The organism is Comamonas denitrificans, from assembly GCF_017368815.1.
Classification (GTDB): Bacteria; Pseudomonadota; Gammaproteobacteria; order Burkholderiales; family Burkholderiaceae_C; genus Comamonas; species Comamonas denitrificans.
In genome coordinates this window covers 95,667-122,497 of record NZ_JAFNME010000006.1, presented here as the reverse complement: position 1 = coordinate 122,497, position 26,831 = coordinate 95,667, and the positions used below count along the sequence as shown (strand labels likewise).

Genomic DNA, 26,831 nt, shown 5'->3' with positions numbered 1-26,831 from the left:
CGCTGGCGCTCCCGCCGCCCCGGCCAGCGCCCAGCCCGCTGTGCAGGAGCAAGGCTTTTTCTCCTGGCTCAAAAGCCTGTTTGGCTTTGGCACCCCGGCCCCCGTGGTGGCCCCGGCACCGGCCCCCGCAGCGCCCAGCAAGCCCCAAGGCCGGCGCAACGGCGAACGCAACACCGATGGGCGCAAACGCAACGGTGAACGCAACGGTGAACGCAGCAATGAACGCGGTGAGCGCACTGAGCGCAGCCGCGAACAGCGCGAGGACAGCACCGACCGCAGCGCTGAACGCAGCACCGAGGGCCGCAGCCGCCGCAGCAGCAGCGACCGCCCCCAGCGCGAAGGCCGTGAAACGCGCGAGAGCCGCGAAGGCCGCGAAGGCCGCGAAGGCCGCGAAAGTCGCGAAAGTCGCGACACCCGCAAGCCCCGCACCCCGGAGCACGAGCAGCACAGCAGCAACGACGAGGCCAAAGAGCCGCGCGCCCCGCGTCCACGCCGTGAACCCCGGTCGGCCGAAGCGCAGGCCGTGCCCGCACCAGAGGCCAGCACGCGGCTAAGCCCCACGGCCCTGCCTGCCGATGCGCCCATGGCCGACGTTGCGGCCGAAACCCAGTCGGCAGCCAGCCCGGCCACCGAAGCGCCGCTGGGCCGTGCCGACCAGCATGACGATGGCGAAGACAGCGCCCCGCGCAATGGCCGCCGCAGCCGCGATCGCTATGGCCGTGACCGCCGTGGCAACCGCACCGAGCGCAGCCCGCGCGAAGAGCAGCAGCCCGATGCCGCACTGCAAGACAGCACCCCCATCGAAATCGTGCTGCCCGTTGCAGCGGCCCATTTGGCCCCCGCCGACGACAACACTGCGGACGATGCCGCACCGCGCCGGCGCAGCTACTTTGCCGACGTGCGCCCGGAAACGGGCACGCAGCCAGCCCCTGCATCTGCATCTGAACCTGCGGCAGTGGCCGTCCCCACCGAGGCCAACGCACCGGTTGCGGAAAGCGCCCCCGCTCCCATTGCAGAAGCTAGCCCCGCTGAAATGACGGCCACTTCAGAGCCAATAAGCACTGAAACAACCGCAGAAGAAGCGCCAACAGCTCCTGAAAAAGAAGCGCCTGCCGTGGCCATGGCGGCAGCGGCAGAAGCAACGGCAGCGGCCCAGCCCGCTCCGGCCAGCACCTACCACCTGCCCATCGAGCAACTGAGCGCCCTGGCGCAGGCGGCCGGGCTGCAGTGGGTGCAATCGGATGCCGAGAAAATCGCCGCCGTGCAAGCGGCCATTGCCGCCGAGCCGGCCCCGATCCGCATCCCGCGCGAGCGCCCCGCGCCGGTGGTGCTGGACGATGCGCCACTGATCCTGGTCGAAACCCGCAAGGATTTGGCCGACCTGCGCCTGCCGTTTGAAACGCACAACACCGCGTCCTAAACGGCAACAGGAGTCGGACTGACACCTGGCATAACGGGGGCCGAGATGCATTCTTGGCCCCCATTGTTTTTTCTTGCTGGATTGGAGCTGGCCATGCTGTTTTTACTCTCCCCCGCCAAAGCACTGGACTACACCCGCCCCCTGCCCAAGGCGTTGCCCCACACCCTGCCCGCCTTCAGCGCCGAGGCGCAAGGTCTGATCGACATCCTGCGCGAATGCTCCCCGGCCGACATCGCCCGCTTGATGAAGCTCAGCGATGCCCTGGCCCAACTCAACGCCGCCCGCTACGCCGCGTGGAGCAGCACATTAACCGCCGACAACGCCCGCCAGGCCTTGTTTGCCTTCAATGGCGATGTGTACGAAGGGCTGGATGCCTGGAGCCTGAACCTGGACGATCTGGCCTGGGCGCAAGACCACGTGCGCACCTTAAGCGGCCTGTACGGCGTGCTGCGCCCCCTGGACTGGATGCAGCCCTACCGCCTGGAAATGGGCACCAAACTGGCCAATCCCCACGGCAACACCCTGTACGCCTACTGGGGCAGCCGCATTGCCCAGGCGCTGAACGAGCAGCAGGCCCGGGAAGCCGCCCCAGTGGTGATCAACCTGGCTTCGCAGGAGTATTTCAAATCGGTCGATCTGCAAACGCTGCGGGCGCAGGTGGTCGAATGCGTGTTTGAGGACTTCAAAGGCGGCCAGTACAAGATCATCAGCTTCTACGCCAAGCGTGCCCGGGGGCTCATGGCCCGCTGGGCCATCCAGCACCGGGCCGAAACGCCTGAGCAATTGCAAGGCTTTGACCTGGACGGCTATGCCTTCACCGCCGCCGCCTCCACCCCTGAACGCCTGGTTTTTCGCCGCTAAACCATCACAATGACACCCACCACCTCCCCCGAACACTCCCCCCTGGGCAAAAGCAGCGCCTACGCTGACCAGTACGACCCCAGCCTGCTCTTTCCCCTGCCGCGCCAAACCAACCGCACCGGGCTGGGCATTGCGCCAGGCCAAGCGCTGCCGTTTTTTGGTGCCGATTTATGGACGGGGTATGAACTGTCCTGGCTGAACCTGCGTGGCAAGCCGCAGGTGGCACTTTTGCAGGCGCAAATCCCCTGCGAAACGCCCAACCTGATTGAGAGCAAATCCTTCAAGCTCTACTTGAACAGCTTCAACAACAGCCGCTTTGCCAGCAGCGATGCGGTGCGCGAGCACCTGCGCCACGATTTAAGCGCCGCCGCTTGGCATGGCAGTGGGCAAACGGCCAGCATTGGCCTGCGCCTGGTCAGCCCCGAAGATTTCGACCAGCAAGCCATGGAAGAGTTAAGCGGCCTGAACCTGGATCGCCTGGACGTGGAGTGCTCCCACTACCACCCGACCCCCGAGCTGCTTAGAGCCAAGCACGACGAGCCGCCGGTCACCGAGGTGCTCACCAGCCGCTTGCTCAAAAGCAACTGCCTGGTCACCGGCCAGCCCGATTGGGGCAGCGTGCAAATCAGCTACAGCGGGGCAGCTATCGACCAAGAAGGGCTGCTGCGCTACATCGTGAGCTTTCGCAACCACAACGAGTTCCACGAGCAATGCGTCGAACGCATCTTCATGAACATCTGGCAGCGCTGCCGCCCGATCAAGCTCACGGTGTATGCCCGCTACACGCGCCGGGGCGGGCTGGATATCAACCCACTGCGCACCAGCCACCCGATGCAGTTGCCGCCCTCGGTGCGCACCGCGCGGCAGTAAGAACGTGTTGGCCTAATCTGCCCAGCGCTGGCTGATGGCCAATAGCTCGTCCATCAAGCCGACAAACAGCGCAACCAGTTGCGGGTCAAAGTGCTGGCCCGCTTCGGATTCGATCAGTGCCATCGCATCCTGCGCCGTCCAGGCTTTTTTGTAGGGGCGCACGCTGGTCAGGGCATCAAACACATCGGCAATGGCCACGATGCGGGCCTCCAGCGGGATGGCCTCGCCCACCAGGCCATAGGGGTAGCCTTGGCCGTTGAATTTTTCGTGGTGGTACAAGGCCACCGAACGCGCCAAGCGCAGCACGCGCGAGGGGTCTTCGCCAATGATTTCTGCGCCAATTTCTGGGTGGCGGCGCATAACCACCCATTCTTCGGGGGTGAGCTTGCCCGGCTTTTGCAAGATGGCATCGGGGATGCCAATTTTGCCCACATCGTGCATGGGCGCGGCGTTGAGCAAATCATCTGTCCAATCGGGCGCACACCCGGCCGCCAAGGCCAGGCAGCGGGAAAAATGGCTCATGCGGATGACGTGCATGCCGGTTTCATTGTCTTTGTACTCGGCCGCCCGGCCCAAGCGCTGCACGATTTTTAAGCGCGTTTCGCGCAGCTCATCCAGCCGCACCAGCGACAAGTGCGTGCGCACCCGCGCCCGCACTACCGGGGCGCTGATGGGTTTGGTCAGGTAGTCCACACAGCCGGCGGCAAAGCCTTCGACCTCATCGGCAACATCGTTCAGGGCCGTGACAAAAATCACGGGCACGGCGGCCGTCTGCGCCTCGGCCTTGAGCGCGCGGCAGACCGCGTAGCCATCCATGCCCGGCATCATCACATCGAGCAAAATCAAATCGGGCGTGTGTTCCCGCGCCAACTCCAGCGCCCGTTGGCCATCAGTGGCGAACTGCAGGCGGTACTCTTGCTGCAGCACTTGGCGCAAGACTTGTAAGTTGGTCGGTTCGTCATCCACCAACAAAAGGCGCGGACGGTGGTCGAGGGTAACGGTCATGGTTTCATGGCTTTATGGTTTCGAGTTGCTCGCGCAACAAGGCACTGGCACGGGAAAAATCAAAATGATCCAGCGCCTGGGTCAGCTGCGGCAGCAAGGATGGGGGCAGGCAAGCGGCCAGGCGCGACAGATCAGGGTACTCGCTGCGCTCTAAATTTAAAAGCATTTCGCGCATGCAAGTAATCATTTCATCGGTTAATAACTCATTATTACCTATGGAATTTAAGCGGCCCAAGCTATCTTTTTCTTCAGTCACCGCGAGCAAGGCGTGCACCTGCTGCCAGGCTTGGGCCAGCGCTGACCACGCCGCTGCTGGCAGCGTGTGGCCCTGGTGGGCCGAGGATTCCACCGCGTGCAAAGCCTGGGCCAAGGCCGGCAATTGCAAATTGCCCGCCACCCCGCGCCAGCGGTGGGCCAGGGCGGCCACGTCGGCCATTTGCGCAGCCGCATGGAGCGCTTGCAGCTGCGCAAGCACCGCAGGAAACTGGGCCATGCTGCGCTGCAAAGCACCCTGCCATTGGGCGCGGCTGCCCCACAGCGCCAAGGCGGCGGCCTCATCACACACGGCAGCAGGCGGTGCGTTGGCTGCGGGGGCCGTGACGGCCGCCGGGGCTAGGGGGAGCAGGGGTGCGGCAGGGGTGTCCAAGTGCAGAACCCGGGCAATTTCTGCTTGCAAACAGGGCACCGACAAGGGCTTTTGGGCAAAGCCATTCATGCCGACATCAAACGCCTGCTGGCGGTCTTGTGGCAAGACGCTGGCCGACAGGGCGATCACCGGCGTAGGGGCTTGGCCCTGCTGGGCTTGCCAGGCACGCCACTGCGTGGTGACGGCAAAGCCGTCGATGTCGGGCATGTGCAAATCCAGCAGCACCACATCAAAGGCCTGGGCTTTGAGCAACGCCAACGCCGCTTGGCCGCCACTGGCCAGCGTGACCTGGTGGCCATCACGGGCCAGTACCAGTTGCAGCAACTCCAGGTTCTCGGGCACGTCATCCACCGCCAGAATGCGCAGCGGCGGCAGCGCCACGCTGGCCAGCATGGGGGTGGCGGCCACGGGCTGGCCCGGCGGCAGGGGCAGGCAAACGGTAAAGCAGGTGCCTTGGTTTGGAATGCTGCTGACCTGCAAGCGCCCGTGCATCAATTCGACCAGCTGGCGGGCAATGGTGGTGCCCAGCCCGGTGCCGCCAAAGCGGCGCGTGGTACTGGCATCGGCCTGCGCGAAGGGGGTAAACACCCGGCTCAATTGCTCCGCCGTCATGCCAATGCCGGTGTCTTGCACCTGCACATGCAGCCACTGCTCCGGCCCCTGGCGCACGTGCAATGTGACGCTGCCGATGGCGGTGAATTTGATGGCGTTGGAGAGCAGGTTGAGCAGCACTTGGTGAATGCGCAGGGCATCGCCCTGAAAAAACTCCGGCTCCTCAGGGGGGTAATCCAAATGCAGCGAGAGGGCTTTTTTGCCGGCCTCCAGGCTGAGCATGTCCACCAGCTGCTGGCACAGCTGGCGCAGCGAGAAATCGCGCACCTCCAGCTGCAGCGCACCTTTTTCGAGTTTGGCCGTATCCAAAATGTCGTTGAGCAAGCCCAGCAGGGTGCGCCCCGATTGCCGCACGGTGGTCAGCTGGCGCTGCTGCTGTGGGTTCAGGGGGGTATCGAGCAAGGCCTCGGTAAACCCCAAAATGGCGTTCAGCGGTGTGCGGATTTCATGGCTCATATTGGCCAAAAAGCTGCTGCGCGCCTGGCTGGCTTGTTCGGCCTGCTCTTTGGCCTGGCGCAGCTCCGCTTCGTGGCGTTTATGCTGCGTAATATCGTGAAAAACAGCCACGCAACCACGCAGCACGCCGTCTTCAAAGAGCGGCGAGACCGTCATGGCCGCAGGAAATGACCCACGCTCTTTGTGCACCAGAACCAGGTCATCCTGCATGTCAAAGGGCACGCATTCTTGCAAGGCGTAGCACAAGCACACTGGGCAGGCGGGGGCATCATCGCCTTCTGCTTGGCCTGCGCAAAAATACATTTGGCCGTGCAGCGGCTGGCCTTTGAGCTGCGCCAGCGTCCAGCCCAAAAGGCGTTCTGCTTCTGGATTTAAGAAGGTGCAGCGCTCTTCGCGGTCCAACACCATTACGCCCTTGCCCAAATTAGCCGTAATGCTCTCTAAAAAGGAGCGCTCATGGGCCAATTCTTGTTCTAATTTTTTGCGTTTGGTGATGTCGGTGCGCACCGAGATGTACTCTTTGGGCAAGCCGTTGGCATCCAAAAACGGCACGATGGTGGCCGCCACCCAGTAGGCTTGGCCCGTGACCGGGGAGCGGTTGCAAATCTCGCCATGCCACGTGTGGCCTTGGCTGATGGCCTCCCACATTCCGGTATAGAAAGCACGCGGATGGATGCCAGAAGCAATGATGCGGTGGTTTTTCCCCAGCAGCTGATGCGGTGCCATACCATTGATTTCACAAAACAAATCATTCACATAGGTGATGGTTCCGTGGACATCCGTGGCACTGACAATGGCGTGCTGATTCAGGGTGCGCTCGCGCAGCAGCATGGCGCGGTACTGCACCTCAAAGTCATCGGCAATCACACGCAATTGGAGCAGGGCTTGGGCGGGGTCCTGCCAGTTTTTAATGTGCAGGCCCAGCGGCTGCAGCATGCGGTTGAGCATGGCCTGCAAGTCAGCCAAGTTGTTTTGCACTTGCCCGTGTTGCGCATGCAGATGCGCTTGCTGCTGGGCGGCCGCGACAAGCTGCGCCAAAGCGTGTTGAACCTCCGGGCCAGCAGTTTGGGCAAGGCGGTGCAACTGTGCCAGTGCGCTCGTAGAAAGCTGCTGTGTGGTCACGTCCCCAGCGGTCAGGTCATATTGATTGGGCACAAACAATTATTTTCAAAAGATATGTAGCAATGCTATGTGATTAATTGTGCCAATAAATTCTGCGCCTGCACCAACTCAAAAGAATCCAAAGCTTCTTGAATCGTTTTGATTTTTGCCGCATCCACCCATGGCTGCAGCTGCACCAACTGCTGGTGGGGCAGCTCGCCTTGCGCGAGCATGTCGATGGCTTGCTGCACGAGGCCGCGCACTTGTGCAGCATCGGCCCCCACCGGCACCGCCCCTTGCCCCGCTGGCGCTGGCGCTGGCGCTGGCGCTGGCGGGGCCACAGCATCGCGCACTTGCTGCCACTGCTGCTGCAGCAGCTGCAAAGCCGCTGCACAGGCCGCCCCATCGTGCGCCTGCGCGCTCGCTTCCAACGACCGCAGCACACCGGCCAAGGGTTTGAGCTGCAAATTGGCCGCCACACCATGCCAGCGGTGGGCTTGCACGGCCACGGCGGGCCAGTCTTGCGTGGCTGCCAATGCCTGCAATTGGGCGGGCCCGCTGCGGTATTGCTGCACGCAACGCTGCAGCATGTGCTGCCAAGTCGCCCAGTCGCCCCACAGGGCCACGGCGGCGGGCGCATCCCAGGGCGGTGCATCGGCTGTGGCCAGCGCAGGCGCTGCCGCGCTGGCGGGTGCAGCCACTGCGCTGGGCCCGCCAGCCGCCGCCAGGGGCAGGCCCAGCACCCGGGCCATTTCCGCGTACAAGTCGGGGATATGCAGGGGCTTGGGGGCAAAGCCATTCATCCCCGCTTGCAGGGCCAAGGCCCGGTCTTCGGCCAGCACGCTGGCCGACAGGGCAATGATGGGCACCGGCGGCTGGGCCGCATCCTGTCCAAGGCGGCCCGCTTCCAGCGCGCGGATGTGCTGCGCCACCTGGTAGCCATCCATCTCGGGCATTTGCAAATCGGTCAGCACCAGATCAAAGGGCTGCCGGGCAAACTGCGCCAGGGCCTCGCGCCCGCCCGAGGCCAGCGTAAGCTGGTGCCCCGCGCGGCCCAGCACCACGCGCAGCAGCTCTAGGTTCTCGGGCATATCGTCCACGCACAAAATACGCAGCGGCGGCAGACTGGGGGCCGCCTGGGTAAAGCGCAGCGCCGCCCCGCTGGCCAATGCCAAAGGCAGTTGCACGGTAAACGCCGAGCCGGCACCCGGGGCGCTTTGCACCGCAATGCTGCCGCCCATCAGCTCGGCCAGCTGGCGGGCAATGGTGGTGCCCAGCCCAGTACCGCCAAAGCGGCGGGTGGTGGAGGCATCGGCCTGGGCAAAGGGATCAAAAATGCGATGCAGCTGCTCGGCCGTCATGCCGATACCGGTATCCACGACGCTCAAATGCAGCACCCCGCTGGCATAGGCCACGCGCAGTTGGACGTGGCCCACCTCGGTAAATTTAATGGCGTTGCTGAGTAAATTGAGCAAGATTTGCTGGATGCGCAAGGCATCGGCATGGAAAAACTCAGGCTCGGTGGCCGGGTAGTGCAGCTGCAAAGCCAGCCCTTTTTGCGCCGCCTGCAAGCGCACGGTCTCGCATACTTCGGCACACAGTTGGCGCAAGGAAAGATCGGCCTGTTCCAGGTGGACGGCACCTTTGTCCAGCTTGGCCGAATCCAAAATATCGTTGAGCAACCACAGCAGCGACAAGCCCGATTGGCGCACCGTGCTCAGCTGCTGGCGCTGGGTGGCATTGAGCGGACTGTCGAGCAACACCTCGCTAAAACCAATGATGGCGTTCATGGGGGTGCGAATTTCATGGCTCATGTTGGCCAAGAAACTGCTGCGGGCAGCGGCGGCCACTTCGGCCCGCTCTTTGGCTTGGCGCAGGGCTTCCTCCATGGCATGGCGTTCGCTCAAATCGGTGGCGAATTTCACAATTTTGAAAACCTTGCCCTGGGTATCAAAAATGGGGGTGTACGAGCCCAAAATCCATACCCGGCGGCCCCCCTTGGCCACCCGCAAGAACTCCCCCCAAACGGGCTGGCCCTGGCGCAATTGCGCCCAGCCTGCGGCATAGCCCGGGGCCTTCAACTCTCGTTCGGTGCAAAAATTTTGGTGGTGCAGGCCCAGTACCTCGTCCCGGGTATAGCCCATCATGCGCAGGTAATTGTCATTGGCACCAATGACGTAGCCGTCTAAATCCAGCTCGATCATGGCCACCACGCGATTCAAGGCGCTGACGATGCCCTCAAACTCGGCCCGGCGCAGCTTGGCAACGGTGATATCCATAATCACCCCTTCCAGATACAACTGGGCATCGGACTGGCTGTAGGCCGCCCGGCCTGTTTCCGACACCCAGCGCACCCCGCCATCGCGGTCCAGGATGCGGTACTCCAAGTGGTAGGGTTGGCGCTGCGCAACGGCTTTTTCAACGGCTGCGCCCACCCATTTTTCATCGTCTGGATGCAGGATTTGGGCAAAAGAAACCTTGCCCTCGATAAATGCTTGGGCCGGCCAGCCGGTCAGGGGCAGCACCGAATCGCTGATGAACACCATGCTCCAAAGCGCATCAATGCGGCAGCGAAAAGTCGCTCCCGGGATGTTTTCCGCCAGCGAGCGGTACTGCTCCTCGCTGCGGCGCAACAACTCTTCCACCGCTTCCTGGTGTTTGCGGGCCACCCGCATTTCATCAAGCAAGTAGCGGTAGCGCAGATTGCCGTTCATGACCAGCACCAGCAGGCTCAGGCCCACCGTGACAATCGCCACCGCAATCGACAACACAGTTTGCAAGGAGATGGCCATCGCTTGGCCAGCGGCGGACAGCTGGGCGATCGGCTCGGTAAAGCGCAGGGCGGCAATGCCGGTGTAGTGCATGGCGGCAATCGCACCGCCCATCATCACCCCAGCCAGCACCCCGTTGGCCCAGGAGCCGAGCGGCAAAAACCGCTGCAGCCCAAAGCGTACCCATAGTGCCAAGGCCGCCAGCACCACGGCCACCACCAGAGACACCACAAAGCCCCCCAGGTCGTAGCGCATGAACGGGGCCAGCTCCGAGGCGGCCATGCCCACATAGTGCATGGTGCCAATGCCCGCGCCCACCAGCACGGCAGCGGCCCACAGCACCGGGGCCGAAAGCACCGGCCGCATCAGCACACCCAGCGCCACCCACGAGGCAAAAATGCTGGGCAGCACCGACAGCAAGGTCACCCAGGGATCAAACCGGCCTTGCCCACACACGGCAAAAGCCAACATGCCGACGTAGTGCATGGTCCACACGCCACTGCCCAAGGCCAAAGCCCCCGAGGCCAGGGCCAGGTTTTTGCCTTGCGTGCTTTGGGCTTGGCGGGCCAATTGGGCCATGTGCATGGCCACGGTCGAGGCCCCGGTCGAAACCAGCACCGACAGCAGCACCAGCCACGGGTCGTGCTGCGCCCAGAGCAAAGGATCGGGGGCCCAGCCTTGCACAAAAAACTGTCCCAGCATCGGCCCTCTCCTTGCTACGTTTTAGAACGTGTTCATGATCTCAAATGAAGGTGTGGGGGATGCGGTTCGGGATGGGTTGCGAGGCGCAAACCACAGCAATAGCTTGGCTATTGCGAGGATTTGCAACGACGCAGACCGACCGAAGCCGCGCCCACACACCCATGAGGAGATCGTGAACACGTTGTTAGGGGTGACTACAGGCCGCAATCCAAAGGAGAAAAATCCAGTTGGTAGTTTTGCGGCCCTTGGGCGGCCACTTTCAGTGCCCCCATGCGGTTGCCCAAGGCCGCACAGCGGGGCAAATCCCAGTCCTGCAGCAATCCAAACAGCAAGGCACCACGCCACGCATCGCCACACCCGGTGGGATCGACCACGGCCTTGGGGGCCACGGGGGGCACCTGCACGGCTTGGCCCTGCTGCCAGACCTGGCAGCCTTGTGCGCCCAGCGTCACGACCAGGCCTTGCACCTTGTGGGATAGGGCGCTCAAATCCAGCCCCGTGCGCTCGCAGAGCATTTGGGCCTCGTAGTCGTTTACCGCCACCCAGCTGGCCTGCTCGACAAAGGTGAGCAGTTCCTGCCCATTGAACATGGGCAAGCCTTGGCCGGGGTCAAACACAAAGGGGATGCCCGCCGCATGCAATTGGGCCGCGTGCTGGAGCATGGCATCGCGCCCATCCGGGGCGACGATGGCGATTTTTGCCCCCAGGCTGGCATCAATCGTGTTCAAGTGCGCGTGGTTCATGGCCCCGGGGTGAAAGGCGGTGATCTGGTTGTTGTCCCGGTCGGTCATGATCATGGCCTGGGCGGTGTAGCTGTCCGGCACCTCTCGAATGCAATGGGTCGCAATGCCCAAGTTTTGCAAGCGCTGCACATACTCCACACCGTCTTGGCCCACGGTGGCCATGGGCACGGCCTGACCGCCCAGCAGGTTCAAGCTGTACGCAATATTGCCTGCGCAGCCACCAAAATCGCGGCGCAGCGAGGGCACCAGGAAGGACACATTCAAAATGTGTAGCTGCTGGGGCAGGATTTGATCGGCAAAACGGCCTTCAAAGCCCATGATGGTGTCAAACGCCAGGGAGCCACAAATCAGGGCGGTCATAGCAAAAATCTTTCTTCAGTTTTTTTCAGTCTTAGGGATAAAACAGCTCCATGCGGTAGCCAGAAATAGGCTGCGGCAAGGCCTGTACCTGCATGGGCAAGGTGCCATTCCACTCGGCCCGAGGGCCCAGTTCAGGCGGCATGCCCAGTTCGGCAGGCAAAAATATTTTGCGCACCAGCGGCTGGTCGCTGGCATCGGTCAGCGTCAGCTCCAACGCCGGGGTAGCGACGATGCTGCTGGCCTGGTTGCGCACACTCAGGCCCAGGCGGTAGCGGCCCGGCGCAGTTTCCTGGTTAAAGGCCGAACCTGCCACCACCACCATGCCAATGTTTTGCGGGGCGGCAATCGTGCATCCCAGGGCCGCGCACAGGCCGCTGAGCGCCGGACGCAACGCCGGGTTTTGTGCGGCCAGCGAATCGCGCTGGTACACCACGTACTGCAATGCCAACGCCAGCGGCAACAGCACGCATAACAGCCCCACCAGCGCGCGCAGCCACGGCTGGTTCCAACGGGCGCGGCGCTGGGCTTGGCGCACAAAGCTGGGGGCGGGGGTGAGGTCGTCATCGTCCGCATCATCGTCTGCCGCCACGGCGGCGGCCGGCACATCCAGCACCGGCTCGGTACGTGGTGCGGCTGGCGGGAGTGGCGGAGCGACGGGCGCAACCGGCAGCGCCCCAGCCAGCGGGTCGCGCGCGTGCGGTTCAAACGCCTCGGGAAGGTCTTGCACCCCATCGGGCACCGGGGCGGGTGCATCCAGCAAGCGCGACTCCAACTCCAGCTCCATGAATGGCTCTGGCCTGGGTGCAGGTTCTGGTGGTGGTTCTGGCTGCAGTTCCGGTTCCGGTTCCGGTTCCGGTTCCGGTTCCGGTTCCGGTTCCGGTTCCGGTTCAGCTTCCAGCTGCGGTTCTGGATCGGGCAGTGGCGCAGGTTTTGGCTGCGATTCCGGCTCCGGTTCTGGCTCTGGCTGCGGCTTCGCTACTGGCTCCGGTTCCGGTTCTGGTTCAGGGAGAGGTTCTGGTTCCGGCTGTGGCTCCGGTTCCTGCGCAGGCGGCGGGAAAAATTCTGGCCCAGGCAAAGGTGTGCCCTCAGTCACAGGCGCAGGCGCAGCTTCTGTCGCCGGTGCTGGCGGTGGCGGTGGCGGTGGCGGTGGCGGTGGCGGCACCGCCGGTTGGGGGGCGGCCAACGCCGCCTCCTGCTGCTCTTGCAGGGCGGCGGCGGCATCAAAGACTTCTTGACAGCGGCCACAGCGCACCCAACCGTCGGAAATCCGCAGTTGGTCGGGGACGACCCGAAACCGGGTTGCGCAAGAGGGGCAGCAGGTGATTAAGCTCATGGCCCGCAGATTGTAGAAGCTGGCTGCGGGGCTAAGCCATGCCGCGCTGTGCGGTCATGAGCACCCAGCCATCTTCGCTATCGGCCACTTGCAGGGGCAAATAGGGAGCGTAGGCCGCGATCAACTCTTCGGTCTGGCGCTCCAAAATTCCAGCCAGCACCAAATGGCCGCCCGCCTGCACATGGTTGGCCAGCAGCGGGGCCAGCACCTTGAGCGGCGTGGCCAAAATATTGGCCAACACGGTTTGGTACTGGCCGCTGGCCTGGTCGGGCAAACCGGCCTTGAGCTGCACCTGGTTGGCCTGGGCGTTGAGCTGGCAGGAGGTCACGGCATCGGCATCAATATCGACCGCATCAATGTCTTGCGCCCCAAACTTGGCCGCGCCAATGGCCAAAATGCCCGAGCCACAGCCGTAGTCCAGCACCCGGCCCAGGCTGCCCTGGGGCTGGCGAGCAATCCAGCGCAGGCACATGCGGGTGGTGGGGTGGGTGCCCGTGCCAAAGGCCAGGCCAGGATCGAGGCGGATGCTGACCTTGGCCGCCTGCGGCAACTCGTGCCAGGTGGGGACGATCCAGAAATCGGGCGTAATGTCCACGGGCTGAAATTGCGCTTGTGTCAGGCGCACCCAGTCTTGCGACTCCAACTTCTGAATCCCCAGCAGCTGGCAGCCCGTGAAAAAATCTTGCAGCGCCAACAACTTGGCCGCCTCTTCAGCGCCCGCACGCTCTTGGAACAGGGCCGTGATGCGGCTGCGGTTCCAGCCGTCTTTGGGCGCGGGCATGCCGGGTTCGCCAAACAGGGCTTGCTCGGCATCGGTGTGGGCATCCATGTCTTCGACCGAAACGCTCAGTGCATCCAGCGCATCGAGCGCATCGCTGATGTCTTCCACCTGTTCTTGTGGGCACATGAGGATGAGTTCAAACATGGGGTGAATCTTTCAAAATAAGAATAGCTATTAGCGCTTGCCAATACTCAATTTCAGGCCAAAAAACATCTGAAATGATATTAACAAAGCGGTAATAGCTATATTAATAAGGCGGCACACTGGTGCGTGCCGGGCCTGCTGGCGTATCAACGCTTGCGCTGGCTGAGCCAATGCTCCAGGTAGTGAATGTTGGTGCCGCCTTCGGCAAAGCCGGCATCGACCATCAGCTCTTGGTGCAGGGGCACGTTGGTTTTAATCCCTTCGACCACCACTTCAGACAGTGCCGTGCGCATGCGGGCCATGGCCTGTTCGCGGGTGTCGCCATAAACGATGATTTTGCCGATCATCGAGTCGTAATTGGGCGGCACAAAGTAGTTGTTGTACACGTGCGAATCCACGCGCACGCCGGGGCCGCCGGGCATGTGCCACATGGTGACGCGCCCAGGCGAGGGGATGAACTTGAACGGGTCTTCCGCGTTGATGCGGCACTCAATGGCGTGGCCGCGCATTTGGCCATTGATCTGGCGCTGGCTGAACGGCAGCTTTTCGCCCGCCGCCACCATGATTTGCGTTTTCACGATGTCCACGCCGGTGATCAACTCGGACACCGGGTGCTCCACCTGCACGCGGGTGTTCATTTCGATGAAATAGAACTCGCCGTTTTCGTACAAAAATTCAAAGGTGCCAGCCCCACGGTAGCCAATTTTTTTGCACGCGCTGACGCAGCGTTCACCAATTTTTTCGATCAAGCGGCGCGGAATGCCGGGGGCCGGGGCCTCTTCAATCACTTTTTGATGGCGCCGCTGCATAGAGCAATCGCGCTCGCCCAGATAGACGGCGTTCTTGTGCTGGTCGGCCATGATCTGGATTTCGATATGGCGCGGGTTCTGCAAGAACTTTTCCATATACACGGCCGGGTTGCCAAAGGCGACCTGGGCCTCGGCCTTGGTCATTTGCACCGCATTGACCAAAGCGGCCTCGGTGTGCACCACCCGCATGCCCCGCCCGCCACCGCCGCCAGCGGCTTTGACAATCACCGGATAGCCAATGGATTTGGCAATGCGGCGAATGGTGGCCGGGTCATCGGGCAACTCGCCCTCCGAGCCAGGCACGCAGGGCACACCGGCCTTGATCATGGCCTGCTTGGCCGAGACTTTGTCGCCCATGATGCGGATGGATTCGGCCGTGGGGCCAATGAACTGAAAACCGCTTTGCTCAACGCGTTCGGCAAAGTCGGCGTTCTCGGCCAAAAAGCCATAGCCGGGGTGAATGGCTTCGGCATCGGTGACTTCGGCCGCCGAGATCAGCGCCGGCATATTCAAATAGCTCAGCGGCGACGGCGCGGGGCCAATGCACACGGCTTCGTCGGCCAATTTGACGTATTTGGCATCGCGGTCGGCTTCGGAATACACCATCACCGCCTTAATGCCCATTTCGCGGCACGCGCGTTGGATGCGCAAGGCAATCTCACCACGGTTGGCGACTAGGATTTTTTTAAACATGAAAGAAGGCTCCTCGTTGTTTCGCACCCCTGGCTGCTGCCGGGGCGAGCGCGCTGTACACGATGCTGGCACCGGCCACAGGGATGTCTGTGGCAGCGCCCACGTGGCAAGGCTTACTCAATCACGAACAGCGGTTGGCCGTATTCAACGGCTTGGCCGTTTTCTGCCAGCACGCGGGTGACGGTGCCGGTCTTGTCGGCCTCGATCTCGTTCAAGATCTTCATGGCCTCAATAATGCACAGCACATCACCTTCTTTGACCTGGGCACCGATTTCAATGAACGGCTTGGCACCCGGGGCCGATGCGCGGTAGAACGTACCCACCATGGGCGATTTCACTTGGTGGCCGACCACGGCCGCAGGGGGGGCCGGCAATTCAGCCACTGGGGCGGCAGGCGCTGCAGCCGGGGCAGCAGCCACTGGGGCGGCAGCGACAAATTGCTGCACTACACCCGCGCTTTTAACGATGCGGACTTTGCCCTCGGCTTCGGTAATTTCCAGCTCCGAGACGTTCGATTCGGACACCAAGTCAATGAGGGTTTTGAGTTTACGCAGATCCATGAAAGCTCCCACAATCATTCAAACAAGGGCGCGAATGTACCCTAATTTCGGGCTTTTGCGTTCTTTTGGTCTTATTTTTAATCAACGTCGTTGTGGAATTTTTTTATGCCGCGCGTGCCGTTGATTCAACAAACGCTATTTATGGTGCAACTGCAGCCATCCAGCGCTGCAAAATTTCTTCGGTAAAGGCGCCGATTCTACGCTGCTTCAACTGCCCCGCCCCGTCAAAGAGCAGGGAAAACGGCAGGCCCCCGTTGCTATTGCCCAAGGGCCGCGTCAGCGCCACGCCCCCCGTTTCAGCAATCACCACCGGAAAGCTCAAGGGCTGGCGCTGCAGCCAACGGGTGACATTGGCCGCCTTGTCCGCCGCAATGCCCAGCACCCGCAGGCCTTGGCCACCGGCCTGGGCTTGCGTTTGCGCCAGTTGGTCGAGCAAGGGCAGCTCTTTCACACACGGCGGGCACCAAGTGGCCCAAAAATTCACCAGCAGGGGCCGGCCCTGGCCTTGGAACTGCTGCAAGGCCACCATCTCGCCCGAGGCCAAGGGCAGCTGCTGCGCCCAAAAGTGCGCCAGCCCAGCGTCCAGCTCGCCAGCCGCAGGGCGCACGGCTTGCCACACACCGATGCCCACAGCGCTGGTGAGCGCCACCCCGCCAGCGGCGAGCAGCCATTGGCGGCGGGCGCTCTTGTTGTCTGTGCTTGTCATGCATCCTCCTGCGCGGCCAGCAAGGTTTGCAAGGCGCGTAAATCGCCGCGTGGGCTGCGGCCTTGGCTGTCGGGCTTCAGCGCTCCGCGCAGCTCGTCAAAATCATGAATCAGCAGGTGTACCCCCACCGTTTCGCCCAGGGGGGCGCACCAGCTGTGAATGCTCAAGGCATCAACCAGCGCCCCTTTAAAGCCGGGCACTTGGCTGACCTCAAAGCGCACTTGCCGATCCAGCAGGGCAATTTCAGCGGCTTTGGGGTCATCGCAAAACAATTGCAGATAAATATCGGATAAGCGCGTGGCCGTGCCCCGCCACACCGCACCGGTCAGGTGGGGGCGAAAATCTTCCAGCCGCTGCATCCACTCCTGCGCCAAGGTGCGCAAGGCGTGCAGCTCCTGCGGCTGGGTATCGGCACAAAACAGCTCCAGGTAAGCGCGCACCGCATCTTCGAGCACGGCGTTATCGGGCAAAGCCGTGCGCGGGGGCAGCCCCATTTGTTTGACGGCGCGGCGCTTGGCCGGCCCCCACTCCAAGCCCTCTTCAACAATCAGGCGGGCAGCGGTTTCGGCAATTTCTAGGGCAAGGGGACTGGACACATTCATAGCCGCCAAGCGTAGCAGAGCCAGCCACTGCGGCCCAATGGCAGCGCCGCTGAAGGGGCAAGCGGCAGATCAACGGCCATGCGGGCGCTTCAATGTTTGCGCCGCCACACCCACGGCGGGGTGGGCTTTTTCGTTTGCCACAGGCCTAGGCGGTAGGCGCGGGCTTGTTTTTCGGCATGGGCATAGGTGGCGGCATCCACCACGCTTTGCTCTTTGGCATAGGCGCGGTACCACCAGGCCAAGCCGCGCGTGATTTGTGCATGGCCGGCATCCAGCGTCAAGGGGCAGTGGGCGGCACGGCAGCCGGGCTCGGCCACCAGCACCTTGCCCAGCCAACGGCCGTAGCGGTCTTTGCCTTGCAGTTGCACCCGCACCGGCTGGCCAAAGACCAAATCGGACAAGGCTTTTTTTGACTGCCGCCCAAAGGCTTGGCGCAACTCCGGCGCATCAACCCCTTGCAAGCGGATTTTGTAGCGCTTGTTCTTGGCGCTGAGCACCGTAACAGTGTCGCCATCGGCCACGCCAACCACCTTGCCATGCACGCTGCTGGCGGCCTGCACAGCGCACGCGGCCAGCAGCAGCCAAGCGGCCACGGCCAGGCGCATGCGCCCAATGTTTAACAATTGCTTCAAACTTCTCTAACCTTCTGCTGTAACTGACTTCACTGGCTAACTTGACTGGCTGCGCATGCCCTTAGAACGTGTTCATGATCTCGAATGAAGGTGTGGGGGCTGCGGTTCGGGATGGGTTGCGAGGCGCAAACCACAGCAATAGCTTGGTTATTGCGAGGATTTGCAACGACGCAGACCGCCCGAAGCCGCGCCCGCACACCCATGAGGAGATCGTGAACACGTTCTTAGTACACCCGCCCGGCCTTGAGCATGGCGTGCTGGCGCCGCTGCAGGCTGGTTTGGTCGGCCAGCTTGTCCAGCATGGGCGCAGCGTGGGCGTGGGTGATGGCCAGCCCCAGGGCATCGGCCGCATCCGGCCCGGGCAGACCCGGCAGGCGCAGCATGTGCTGCACCATGGCCTGGATTTGCCCCTTGGCGGCGCGGCCATTGCCGGTGATGGCTTTTTTCATTTGCAAGGCGGTGTACTCGGCCACGGTCAAATCGTGCGCCACCAAGGCGGTCAAAGCCGCACCGCGCGCCTGCCCCAGCAGCAGGGTCGATTGCGGATTGACGTTCACAAACACAATCTCCACCACGGCGGTGCTGGGCTGGTAGCGCTGCACCACTTCGCCCAGACTTTGAAAAATAATTTTCAGCCGCTGCGGCAAATCCCCCAACGCCACCCCCGGCGTGCGCGTGGTGCGGATGGTGCCGCTGGCCACGTACTGCAGCTGCGCCCCGTGGCAATCAATCACGCCAAAGCCGGTGGTTTGCAAGCCGGGGTCAATGCCAAGAATACGCATAAAAAGGAGCTGCTTTCGCTGATAAATCAACACTATTTTGCTGATTTAAATAGATAAACCAATAAACAAGAGCGCAAAGCACTATTACTTTAAACAAAATCCCACACAGGCGCTAAGAACGTGTTCACGATCTAAGGAATCGCCGTGCCCGCCATGCGCCGCGCAATCACTTGGGCGCGTTGGCTTAAATACCCCGACTGCCAATGCTGCTGAAAGTAGCGCGGGCGCGGCAGCATGACGGCCAAACGGGCCGCTTCCAAGCTGGTCAGCCGACTGGCCGGTTTTTTAAAGTAATGCTGCGCCGCCGCCTCGGCCCCAAAAATGCCCTGCCCCCATTCGGCATGGTTCAGGTACAGCTCCAAAATCCGGCGTTTATCCAAGAATTGCTCTAATAAAAAGGCCAATGCCAGCTCTTGCCCTTTGCGCAGCAGATTGCGCTCGCCCGACAACAGCAAGTTTTTGGCCAATTGCTGGGTGATGGTGGAGCCGCCAACAATGCGCACCGGCTTGGCCGTGGGTTTGTGCTCGGCCTGGGCCAAGGCTTTTTGGTTGCGCTGCCAGGCGCGTTCGATGGCCTGCCACTGCACGCCGTCATGTTCGGTAAACAGGTCGTCTTCTGCCGTTAAAACCGCTTTTTTCAGTGCGGGGGCGATGTTTTCATAATCCACCCACTGCTGCTGCCAGGGGCTGCGAACCCCGGTGTGCCAGTGTTGCCACAACTGGGTGCGCTCAAACGCGGTCGATTGCGGGGCCCACCAGGCCATCAAGGCAATGCGCAGCACAAAAAACAGCTGCAGCAACACCGCTGCGGCAATCACCGCCAGCAGCCAGCGCTCCAGCCCGGTGAGAAACGCTTTCACCACCGCCAAAGCATCATGCCTGCTGCGCCAGCAACAGATCGCGCAGCTCATCGAGCACCTGTGCGCTTGGGGGCTGCACACCGCGCCACAGGGCAAAGGCCGCCGCCGCTTGCTCGACCAGCATACCCAGGCCATCGCGGGCAATGCCGCCTTGCTGCCAGACCCAGTCTAAAAAACCTTCGGCGGCCGGGCCGTACATCATGTCGTACACCAAGGCACCGGGGCGCACGCTGCCCTCGGGCACGGGCACTGCGCCGCCGCTCAGGCTGGCAGCGGTGGCATTAATAATGACGGAAAAATCGCGGTCCAAGGCTTGCTGCTCTTGCGCCAGCAGCTGCACATTTTGCTGCTGGGCCAGGGCTTGGTGGCGGGCCACCAGCGCCTGCGCCTTGGCCGCGGTGCGGTTGCAGACGGTGATACTGCGGGGCTGGGCCTGCAGCAGCGGCCCGAGCACACCCGCTGCCGCGCCCCCGGCACCGACCAGCAAAATATCCGCCCCGGCCAGCGCTACCCCGGCGTTGTGGGTGATATCGGCCACCAGCCCCAGGCCGTCGGTGTTGTCGGCGTGAATCTGCCCGTCGGCGCTGATGAGCAAGGTATTGGCCGCCCCGGCCAGCACCACCCGCTGGCTGCAGGTGTGGGCGCAACGGGCCGCGTCGTGCTTGAAGGGAACGGTGACGTTGGCCCCTTTGCCGCCCTGGGCGATAAAGTCGCGCAAACTGTCGGCAAAACCATCTAACGGAGCCAAACGTGCTTGGTAATCGAGGTTTTGCCCGGTCAGTTGCGCAAAGCGCTGGTGAATCCAGGGCGAACGGCTGTGCCCAATGGGGTTGCCAAATACGCAGTAATTGTCAGGTGTTGTCATCGCATGACCGCATGATCAGCACAATCCACAGGATCGGCGTGAGAAAAATGATTAACGCTCATTGGCTTGCACATTGGCTTGCAGCACCTGGTCGCGCGTAAAGCTAAAGCGCGCTACGACCACAATTTGGTCGGCCTGGGCCCGCATGGCCGGGGTGAAGCTGCCAAAGGGGCCCGATGCGTAGGCAATGGCTTGGGCACGGCGGTCCAAATCTTGCTGGCCGGAGCTTTGCACGATTTCAGTTTCCAGCACCCGGCCATCGTGGTTGATGGTCAGCACCATGATCAGGTCGCCATACAGCTTGCGCCCGCCAACTTCGGGGAAGTTTTCCGTGCCTTTTTCCTCCACTTTGTGGCGCAATGCGTCGTAGTACACGGCGTAGGCCGCTTCTTTGGTGGCGGGGCTGATGTAGCGCTTTTTCGGGCGGGCGTTTTCTTCGTTGATACGTTTTTCCAGCTCGGCCAATTGCTTGAGCAATTGCTTGCGCTTTTGCTCTTGCTGTTCACGGGCCTGCTGCTGGGCGGCTTCGCGCGGATCGAATTCGGGCAGGGCGGCCAGGCGCTGGCGCAATTGCGTGAGCAAGGTGGTTTGCCGCTCTTGCAGGGCATCGATCTGGCGTTGGCGCTCTTCAAAATCATCGCCAATGCGGGTCAGGGCCGAGTACGGCATGGGGCTGGTGGCCCGGCCTTGGGCGACATCGCCGCCGCCAGCCAAATTGGCCTGGGCAATGGCTTGGGCATTCTCTGGGCGTTCTTGGCTTTGGGCATTGACCAAGATGACTTCCAGCGCCGTATCTTTAAACACCCGGTTGAACTGCTCGGGCGCGACAAAGCGCACGGTGAGCAGCACCGCGTGCACGGCCAAGGAAAGGAGCAGCGCCAGCGCAAGTGGAGAGTTAAGCTTTTTCACGGCGTGGGATTATCGGGGCTGTCGGCCTCATTCACATCAACGGCAATGGCGATGGGGCCGGCAGTGACTTCGGCACCATCGCCATCGTCCTCTGCGTCCAGCGGTGCATCGTCACTCGGGTCCAGCGGATCATCCAAGCGGGCAACAACGGTGCCGTGAATGTCCAGACTGATCAAGTCCACCTGCCCCAGCTTGACGCGCACCCGCGCCCCGCGCCCCATGCCCTGGGCACCGAGCACGTTCACCACCAGCGGCAAGGTATCGGCCCGCACCAGGGCACCGCCGGCAGCATCGTCGCGGATCAATGCGCCGTCGATCTCGGTGATGCCGTTTTGCTCCAAATACTTGAGCGTCCAAAAGCGCTCCATGCCCGCTTGGTAACTGTTGTACGCGCCGTAGGTGGCCTCAAAGTTGCTGATGATGGAGAACAAATCGGCATCTTTGGGCTTGAACGGTGCCGCCAGCGCTGCCGTGGCCCCGTGGCGGGCGCAGGCAATCACCTGCCATTGATTGACCAAATCCACATAGCGGCGCAGCGGCGAGGTGGCCCAGGTGTAGCACTTGACCCCCATGCCCGCGTGCGGCTGGGCTTTGGTGGACATGCGCACCTTCACCCCTGGGGCCATGCTGGCCTGGCTGCGGTAGATGCCGGGCACGCCAAAGTCGGCCAGCATTTGGCCCCAGCTGCTGTTGGCGACGATGGCGGCCTCGGCCACGATCAAATCCAGCGGGGAGCCGCGCTTGCGGGTGCTAATGTGCACGATCTCGCTGCCATCGGGCTCGTTTTTGCCGTTGCCTTGCAGGCGGAAGCTGTAATCCGGGCGGCTGAAGTTTTCCGGCTTGCCGCGCACCACTTCGCGCTGGTGCTTCAGGTGCTGCGCCAGTTTGTGCAAGAACGATAGCTCATTCCACACGTCTTTTAAGGATTGCGGGATGTTTTCTACCTGAACTTGGCTTATATCCTGCGCAAGGTGCTCTTCTGTGACGATGTGGTCGAGCTGATCGTGGCGGAAGTTGTGCGCCACGGGCACGCGCTCTAGGCGGGTGGTTTTCTCCAGCACGTCCAGACTCGCCTCGTCGTAGGTGACGTAGAGCGACACTGCCGGGTTGGCACGGCCCGCATCCAGGGTGTAGGCCTGCACCACCTCGTCGGGCAGCATGGTGATTTTGTAGCCCGGCATGTACACGGTGGACAGGCGCTGGCGGCCCAGTTTGTCCAGATCCGAGCCGGGCGCAATCGCCAGCCCCGGCGCCGCAATGTGAATGCCCAGCGTGACCTGGCCACTGCCCAGCCCGGTGACGGACAGGGCATCGTCAATCTCGGTGGTTTGCGAATCGTCAATCGAATACGCCTGCACGCTGGCCAGCGGCAAATCCTCGGGCGGCTGGGGCGCTGGCAGGGCAGGAAAACCGGTGCCCTTGGGGAAGTTGTCCAGCAAAAAGCGCTGCCAGTGAAACTGGTAGGCCGAGGCAATCGCCCCGGCTTGCTGCAGCAGCTGCAGCGGCGCGGTTTGCGCCTGGCGGCTGGCCTCGACCACGGCTTTGTATTCCGGGGCGTTTTTGTCCGGCCGGAACAAAATTTTGTAGAGCTGCTCGCGAATGGGCTGCGGACACTGGCCGCTGACCAGCTCAGCCGCCCAGGCATCCATCTGTGCTTGCAGCTGCTTTTTCTTCTCGATCGCGGCCAGCGCTTGCTGCAGGATTTCTGCCGGCGCTTTCTTAAACCGCCCTTTGCCCGCGCGGCGAAAGTAATGCGGCGCACCAAACAGCGCCACCAGCATGCCGGCCTGCTCGATCAGGCTGGCGTTGGCCGAGAAGTAGTCTTGGGCAATCTCGGCAAAGCCAAACTCGGCCTCGGGGGCAAATTCCCAGGCCAAGTCCAGCTCCACCTCGGCCGCTTGCGCCTGGGCCTGGGTCAGCAGCTCAGACGGGCTGGGCTTGTCAAACTTCAGAAGGATGTTGGCGGCTTTGACCTTGACCCGTTTGCCCGAGTCCAACTCGATTTGGGAGGAGGCATCGGCCTCGGAAAGGATGCGGCCGGCGAAAAATTTTCCGGCATCTTCAAACAATGCGTACATGGGGGCGGATTGTCCCATGGGGGTCGGGTGCTGCCGCCATTTTTTTCTTGTCGTTTTGCAAGCTCAGGGCAGTTCCAAAAAACTTAACACCTCGGGCACCAAGGTGGCAAAGTCACTGATGGCATGGTCCCCGCCCTGCACGATGCGCTGCTGCGCCTGGGGGTAGCGCTGCACCATCTCGCGCCAATCGAGTACCTCATCGCCGGTGCAAAAAATGCCCAGCTCCGCCCCCCCTGGGGGCAGCGCCCGCACCGACAAAGCACGCAACTCATCAATGTATTCGGCGCGGAAAAAAATCGCCTCTTCCTGTGCATTTGCAGGCTGGTGCCACAGCGGCTGGTGGCTATCGATGTACTGCGCCAAAGTTTCATCCGGGGCCACTGCGGGGTTGAGCAGCACACTTTTGCAGCCCTTGCGCTGCGCCACGTAGCTGGCGTAGTACCCGCCCAGCGAAGAGCCCACCACCGCCATGCTGCGGCTGGGCCAATCGGCCACCCCGGCCAGCACCTGCGCCATGGCCTGCGCTGGCGAGGCGGGCAACTGAGGGCACCACCACTGCACCTGCGGATGGCGCTGGGCGATGATGTTGGCCAAATAGCGGGCTTTAAACGACTGGGGGGAGGAGCGAAAACCGTGCAGGTACAGCAAATGGGTGGTGGGCATACTCAATGATCGTAAATAGGTTCTCAGCACCGGATAATCGGCGCTTATGTCTACTGAATTTGACAAACCGTCGCTACTGCAACGCATTGTGCCCATGTTCTTGGGCTTCGATTGGGTGTTGCTGCTGCTCATCGCCCTGCTCTCTGGCCTGGGCCTGCTGGCGATGTATTCCGCGGGTTACGACCACGGCACGCGCTTTATCGACCATGGGCGCAACATGCTGCTGGCGGCGGCCATTTTGTTCGTCGTGGCGCAAGTGCCACCGCAAAAAATCATGTTTGCCGCCGTGCCGCTGTATGGCTTGGGCATCGCGCTGTTGATTGCGGTGCTGGTGTTTGGCATCACCAAAAAGGGGGCACAGCGCTGGGTGAATGTGGGCGTGGTGATTCAACCCTCTGAGCTGCTAAAAATTGCCATGCCGCTGATGCTGGCCTGGTGGTTCCAGCGCCGCGAAGGCGCGACCCGCGTGAGCGATTTTGTCGTCGCTTTTGGCCTGCTGGCCCTGCCGACGGCGCTGATTTTGAAGCAGCCTGACCTGGGCACCGCGCTGCTGGTGCTGGCCTCGGGGCTGGCGGTGATCTTTTTTGCCGGCCTGTCCTGGAAGCTGGTGCTGCCCCCCGTCCTGCTGGCGGCCGTTGGCATCGTGCTGCTGATTTGGAATGGCGATACCCTGTGCATGGATGGCATCAGTTGGTACTTTCTGCACGACTACCAGCGCACCCGCGTCTGCACCCTGCTCGACCCCATGCGCGACCCGCTGGGCAAGGGCTTTCACATCATCCAGGGGATGATCGCCATCGGCTCGGGCGGCATCTGGGGCAAAGGCTTTATGGCGGGGACGCAAACCCACTTGGAATTTATTCCCGAGCGCACCACGGACTTCATCTTTGCCGCCTTCTCCGAAGAATTTGGCCTGGTCGGCAACCTCGTGCTCATCACCGGCTTTGTGCTGCTGGTGTGGCGGGCGCTGGCCATTGCGCTGCAGGCCACCACCTTGTTTGGCCGCCTGATGGCTGCCGCCGTCGCGGTGATTTTCTTTACCTACGCTTTTGTGAACATGGGCATGGTCAGCGGCATCCTGCCCGTGGTGGGGCTGCCGCTGCCCTTCCTGAGCTACGGTGGCACGGCCATGGTCACGCTGGGGCTGGCGCTGGGCATTTTGATGTCCATTGCCCGCGCCCAGCATCTGGCGCGGCGCACGGCGCAGCGCAGCGTCTAACCCAAGGGCGTGGTGCCAAGCACGTTCTCTCTACAATCGCACCCCATGATTGCACGCGAACCCACTATTGAGCGCCTGGCCACGGCCCGGCAACTGCTGCTCGAACCCTTTGGTCTGGACGAAAGCCACCTGGCGCAAGCGCTGGCCGCCATCCGCGCCCACCAGGTGGACGATGCCGACCTGTACTTCCAATACACCCGCGCTGAAGGCTGGAGCCTGGAAGAGGGCATCGTCAAAACCGGCTCTTTTTCCATCGACCAGGGCGTGGGCGTGCGCGCCGTCAGCGGCGAGAAAACCGCTTTTGCCTATTCGGACGACATCTCCCTGCCCAGCCTGCTGGATGCCGCGCACACCGTGCGGGCCATCGCCAGCGCGGGCAAAAGCGCCAAAGTGCGCATCCCCAAAACCACGATTGCCCCCAGCCGCAGCCTGTACCCGGCACTCGACCCCATCGCCACCCTGGGCAGCACCGACAAGGTGGCGCTGCTGGGCAAGGTCGAAGCCCTGGCCCGCGCCCAGGACCCACGCATCGTGCAGGTGATGGCGGGATTGGCCAGCGAATACGACGTGGTACTGGTCGCCCGCATCGACGGCACCCTGGCCGCCGACGTGCGCCCGCTGGTGCGCCTGTCGGTCACCGTGATTGCCGAGCAGGGCGGACGGCGCGAAGTGGGCTCATCGGGCGGCGGCGGACGCTTTGGCCTGGCCTACTTTGACGATGCCCTGATTGCCGACTACGTGGGCGAGGCCGTGCGCCAGGCCCTGACCAACCTCGATGCCCGCCCGGCCCCGGCCGGCGAAATGACCGTGGTGCTGGGCGCTGGCTGGCCCGGCGTACTGCTGCACGAGGCCGTGGGCCACGGGCTGGAGGGCGACTTCAACCGCAAAGGCTCCAGCGCCTTCAGCGGCCGCATCGGCCAGCGCGTTGCCGCCAAAGGCGTGACCATCTTGGACGACGGCACCCTGCCCGACCGGCGCGGCTCGCTCAACATCGACGACGAAGGCCACGCCACCCAGGCCAATGTGCTGATTGAAGACGGCATCCTGAAAAGCTATATGCAAGACAGCCTGAACGCCCGCCTGATGGGGGTGCAACCCACCGGCAATGGCCGGCGCGAAAGCTACGCCAGCCTGCCGCTGCCGCGCATGACCAACACCTACATGCTGGGCGGCGACAAAGACCCGCGCGAGATCGTCGCCAGCATCAAAAAAGGGCTGTACGCCACCAACTTTGGCGGCGGGCAGGTGGACATCACCAGCGGCAAGTTCGTCTTCTCGGCCAGCCAGGCCTTCTGGGTGGAAAACGGCAAGATTCAATACCCGGTCAAAGGGGCCACCCTGGTGGGCAATGGCCCCGAATGCATGAAAAAGGTCAGCCTGATTGGCAACGACATGCGCCTGGACAGCGGCGTGGGCACCTGCGGCAAGGAAGGCCAAAGCGTACCCGTGGGCGTGGGCCAGCCCACCATGCGCATCGACGGGCTGACGGTGGGCGGCACGGCTTGATATTTTGATAGCTATTAGCGCTTTATCTGCATGGGTTTTAGCCCGTTTTGTTTAAAAAATGGACGCTGTGCAGCGTCCCTTTCTGCTTCTGCAGATGGCCGTGCGCAGTATCACGGCGTGCCTGCTGCGCCCTCCTTCGCCT

General features: G+C 62.5%; 21 protein-coding genes and 2 pseudogenes. 5 read left to right on the top strand and 18 right to left on the bottom strand.

The genetic code is table 11. From position 1 onward, the window contains the following. From J1777_RS04475 to queF, 3 genes and pseudogenes are all read left to right on the top strand, one after another. A pseudogene (locus tag J1777_RS04475) lies at nt 1-1,420 on the top strand (Rne/Rng family ribonuclease); the annotation flags it as partial. Between the two features lie 93 nt (nt 1,421-1,513). Next, a complete protein-coding gene (gene yaaA / locus J1777_RS04470) occupies nt 1,514-2,281 on the top strand; it encodes a peroxide stress protein YaaA (RefSeq protein WP_207574638.1) in 768 nt (255 codons plus the stop codon). Nucleotides 2,282-2,290: 9 nt separating this feature from the next. Continuing rightward, nucleotides 2,291-3,151: an NADPH-dependent 7-cyano-7-deazaguanine reductase QueF gene (queF, locus tag J1777_RS04465; protein WP_207574637.1), complete on the top strand. Its 861-nt coding sequence runs from the start codon at nt 2,291-2,293 to the stop codon at nt 3,149-3,151. Between the two features lie 12 nt (nt 3,152-3,163). Here the strand turns inward: queF and J1777_RS04460 are convergent, their stop codons facing one another. The 18 genes and pseudogenes from J1777_RS04460 to J1777_RS04380 form a co-directional block, all read right to left on the bottom strand. Further along, nucleotides 3,164-4,156 (bottom strand): response regulator, encoded by a 993-nt coding sequence (locus J1777_RS04460; protein ID WP_207574636.1) that lies wholly within the window; start codon nt 4,154-4,156, stop codon nt 3,164-3,166. A gap of 4 nt (nt 4,157-4,160) precedes the next feature. Continuing rightward, nucleotides 4,161-7,025, bottom strand: coding sequence for an ATP-binding protein (locus tag J1777_RS04455; RefSeq protein ID WP_207574635.1), 2,865 nt, complete (start codon nt 7,023-7,025; stop codon nt 4,161-4,163). Nucleotides 7,026-7,057: 32 nt separating this feature from the next. After that, nucleotides 7,058-10,444 (bottom strand): MHYT domain-containing protein, encoded by a 3,387-nt coding sequence (locus J1777_RS04450; protein WP_207574634.1) that lies wholly within the window; start codon nt 10,442-10,444, stop codon nt 7,058-7,060. Nucleotides 10,445-10,638: 194 nt separating this feature from the next. Next, nucleotides 10,639-11,547, bottom strand: coding sequence for a carbohydrate kinase family protein (locus tag J1777_RS04445; protein WP_207574633.1), 909 nt, complete (start codon nt 11,545-11,547; stop codon nt 10,639-10,641). Between the two features lie 31 nt (nt 11,548-11,578). Beyond that, nucleotides 11,579-12,331 carry a DUF3426 domain-containing protein gene (locus J1777_RS14300; protein WP_242700379.1) on the bottom strand — a complete coding sequence of 251 codons (753 nt, stop codon included), beginning with the start codon at nt 12,329-12,331 and terminating at the stop codon, nt 11,579-11,581. A gap of 444 nt (nt 12,332-12,775) precedes the next feature. Next, nucleotides 12,776-12,880: pseudogene (locus tag J1777_RS14565) on the bottom strand (zinc-ribbon domain-containing protein); the annotation flags it as partial. Nucleotides 12,881-12,911: 31 nt separating this feature from the next. Next, entirely contained in the window at nt 12,912-13,805 is an 894-nt protein-coding gene (prmA, locus tag J1777_RS04435) for a 50S ribosomal protein L11 methyltransferase (RefSeq protein ID WP_207574631.1), read from the bottom strand. A gap of 146 nt (nt 13,806-13,951) precedes the next feature. Further along, nucleotides 13,952-15,307 (bottom strand): acetyl-CoA carboxylase biotin carboxylase subunit, encoded by a 1,356-nt coding sequence (gene accC / locus J1777_RS04430; RefSeq protein ID WP_207574630.1) that lies wholly within the window; start codon nt 15,305-15,307, stop codon nt 13,952-13,954. A 113-nt stretch (nt 15,308-15,420) separates the two neighbouring features. Beyond that, a complete protein-coding gene (gene accB / locus J1777_RS04425; RefSeq protein ID WP_207574629.1) occupies nt 15,421-15,867 on the bottom strand; it encodes an acetyl-CoA carboxylase biotin carboxyl carrier protein in 447 nt (148 codons plus the stop codon). 139 nt (nt 15,868-16,006) lie between these two features. Beyond that, nucleotides 16,007-16,573 (bottom strand): TlpA family protein disulfide reductase, encoded by a 567-nt coding sequence (locus tag J1777_RS04420; RefSeq protein WP_207574628.1) that lies wholly within the window; start codon nt 16,571-16,573, stop codon nt 16,007-16,009. After that, complete coding sequence (locus tag J1777_RS04415; protein WP_207574627.1) at nt 16,570-17,175, bottom strand: hypothetical protein; 606 nt, start codon at nt 17,173-17,175, stop codon at nt 16,570-16,572. The genes J1777_RS04420 and J1777_RS04415 overlap by 4 nt, the downstream gene beginning before the upstream one ends. Before the next feature lie 89 nt (nt 17,176-17,264). Beyond that, nucleotides 17,265-17,807, bottom strand: a complete 543-nt coding sequence (locus J1777_RS04410) for a thermonuclease family protein (RefSeq protein ID WP_242700378.1) — start codon at nt 17,805-17,807, stop codon at nt 17,265-17,267. 224 nt (nt 17,808-18,031) lie between these two features. Beyond that, nucleotides 18,032-18,589 (bottom strand): crossover junction endodeoxyribonuclease RuvC, encoded by a 558-nt coding sequence (ruvC, locus tag J1777_RS04405; RefSeq protein ID WP_207574626.1) that lies wholly within the window; start codon nt 18,587-18,589, stop codon nt 18,032-18,034. Nucleotides 18,590-18,720: 131 nt separating this feature from the next. Beyond that, nucleotides 18,721-19,449, bottom strand: a complete 729-nt coding sequence (gene mtgA / locus J1777_RS04400; RefSeq protein WP_341352931.1) for a monofunctional biosynthetic peptidoglycan transglycosylase — start codon at nt 19,447-19,449, stop codon at nt 18,721-18,723. A 13-nt stretch (nt 19,450-19,462) separates the two neighbouring features. Beyond that, nucleotides 19,463-20,314 carry a shikimate dehydrogenase gene (aroE, locus tag J1777_RS04395; RefSeq protein WP_207574624.1) on the bottom strand — a complete coding sequence of 284 codons (852 nt, stop codon included), beginning with the start codon at nt 20,312-20,314 and terminating at the stop codon, nt 19,463-19,465. A 51-nt stretch (nt 20,315-20,365) separates the two neighbouring features. Then, nucleotides 20,366-21,223: an energy transducer TonB gene (locus J1777_RS04390; protein WP_207574623.1), complete on the bottom strand. Its 858-nt coding sequence runs from the start codon at nt 21,221-21,223 to the stop codon at nt 20,366-20,368. Beyond that, entirely contained in the window at nt 21,220-23,301 is a 2,082-nt protein-coding gene (locus J1777_RS04385; RefSeq protein WP_207574646.1) for a ribonuclease catalytic domain-containing protein, read from the bottom strand. The genes J1777_RS04390 and J1777_RS04385 overlap by 4 nt, the downstream gene beginning before the upstream one ends. Before the next feature lie 63 nt (nt 23,302-23,364). Next, nucleotides 23,365-23,964 (bottom strand): YqiA/YcfP family alpha/beta fold hydrolase, encoded by a 600-nt coding sequence (locus tag J1777_RS04380; RefSeq protein ID WP_207574622.1) that lies wholly within the window; start codon nt 23,962-23,964, stop codon nt 23,365-23,367. Between the two features lie 46 nt (nt 23,965-24,010). On the opposite strand from J1777_RS04380, the gene rodA reads away from it, so the two are divergent. Continuing rightward, the gene (rodA, locus tag J1777_RS04375) at nt 24,011-25,183 is read left to right on the top strand and encodes a rod shape-determining protein RodA (RefSeq protein ID WP_207574621.1); all 1,173 of its coding nucleotides are present in this window, start codon (nt 24,011-24,013) and stop codon (nt 25,181-25,183) included. Nucleotides 25,184-25,228: 45 nt separating this feature from the next. Next, nucleotides 25,229-26,689, top strand: a complete 1,461-nt coding sequence (gene tldD, locus J1777_RS04370) for a metalloprotease TldD (RefSeq protein WP_207574620.1) — start codon at nt 25,229-25,231, stop codon at nt 26,687-26,689. Nucleotides 26,690-26,831: the final 142 nt, after the last annotated feature.